Origin of the sequence: Kitasatospora sp. NPDC090091 (genome assembly GCF_044747365.1) — a bacterium.
Taxonomy (GTDB): Bacteria; Actinomycetota; Actinomycetes; order Streptomycetales; family Streptomycetaceae; genus Kitasatospora.
In genome coordinates this window covers 1-1,373 of record NZ_JBIVDY010000062.1, presented here as the reverse complement: position 1 = coordinate 1,373, position 1,373 = coordinate 1, and the positions used below count along the sequence as shown (strand labels likewise).

The window sequence follows — 1,373 nt, the reverse complement described above, 5'->3', positions numbered from 1 at the left end:
CCCGCGAAGCGCTTCCACCTCACCAAGATCCACAGGCCGCAGCATGCACCCCCGCAGCCGCCAAGATCAAATCAACCTAACGAAGTACTACTAGGACTTGTCCGACAAATCCGGGTTGTAGGCAATCAGGCATGATGTCCGAGTGAGCATCATCGTGAAGTTCTTCGTGGCGCCGGACGACACGTCAGCGGCTCTGACCCTCCAAACCGGGCCGGGACGGGCATTCGAGTCGCTCTCCTTCGGCAACTTCTATCCCGAAGAGGCGGTGATCGAGTGGGAATGCCTTCTCGTCGGCGGCAGCTTCGAGGAACTCGTCGATGCTGGTGAGCCTCGCATCGTCGCCGGCCAGGGCAACGACGGATGCGTCGTCTTCGCGATCTCGCCTCGCCTGTCCACTGCACTCGCGGACGCTGGGCCCTCCAGGTTGCGTGACGTCGCCGCCTCGTGGGCTCAGCAGCGTGCGCAGGACGGTGAGGTCATCGACACGGAGATCGCCGAGGCGATCGTGGGTGATCTGGCTGGCCTCGTCAGCAGCGCCCGGCACCAGGACCAGGGCGTCTATTGCTGGGTCGCGTAGGAGTCCGCGTTCTCGGAGCCAGATGGCGGCGGCCGCCGCGGTGGCAGTGCCGAGGAATCGCGCTTCCGTGAAGACCGGGGCTGGTCGCGATCGTTCCGTCTCCTGTTGGATGGCCTGGTGGAACACATAGCTGCTGAGCTGTTCACCGATCCCGGGAACAACGCTGTCGTCCGCCTACCCCCGCGCCGGTTCCCAGGTGTGCTCATCCAGGGCGATTCCCTGTCGGTCATCCGCACGGAGGTGGCCGAGATCATGGAGGCCTGCGACCGGGGTGACGTCAGCGAAGCCCGCGAGGCGGCGGCACTTCTCCTCGCAGACCTCGACTGCCTGCTGGCCCGCTACACCACGGCATTGGAGGAGCACGGCATCGCCCGACCTTACTGACCGGATATCTGCAGCCGTCACGAAATCGCGGGCAGACCCAGATCAAGTGTGCCGTCCACGTCGAGGCGGGCCCCGGCCGCGTCTTGTCAGGGAGGCTGCCCGGGCCTGTGACCACAAGCTATCGGCACCTCCGCCCGGCGTCCTTCGGGCAATCCGCCCGCACCCGGCGGCTCACCCGGTCCATACCTTTCTTCGTGGGCTGTTCCGGTCATTCGTAGGATCGGGGCACCCAGGGGTGCTGGGTATGGCTGTCACCCGACCGCCGATGATGTGGCTTCCATTGATTGGCCGCCCGGCACCCCGCGACGACTCGGCCGCTAGTAGTGCTTTGTTAGGAGGCTTGTCGCATCGTGTGGTCGGTAGTTCTCTGGTCGTATGAGGGCTGGGGAGCTTGCGGTGTGGCGGGGGCGGT

At 65.4% G+C, this 1,373-nt stretch carries 2 protein-coding genes; both read left to right on the top strand.

Features of this window, described 5'->3' with window-relative positions:
• Window positions 1–142 precede the first annotated feature (142 nt).
• Entirely contained in the window at window positions 143–577 is a 435-nt protein-coding gene (locus tag ACIPSC_RS39025) for a hypothetical protein (RefSeq protein ID WP_400835173.1), read from the top strand.
• Between the two features lie 117 nt (window positions 578–694).
• A complete protein-coding gene (locus ACIPSC_RS39020; protein WP_400835170.1) occupies window positions 695–961 on the top strand; it encodes a DUF6959 family protein in 267 nt (88 codons plus the stop codon).
• Window positions 962–1,373 lie beyond the last annotated feature (412 nt).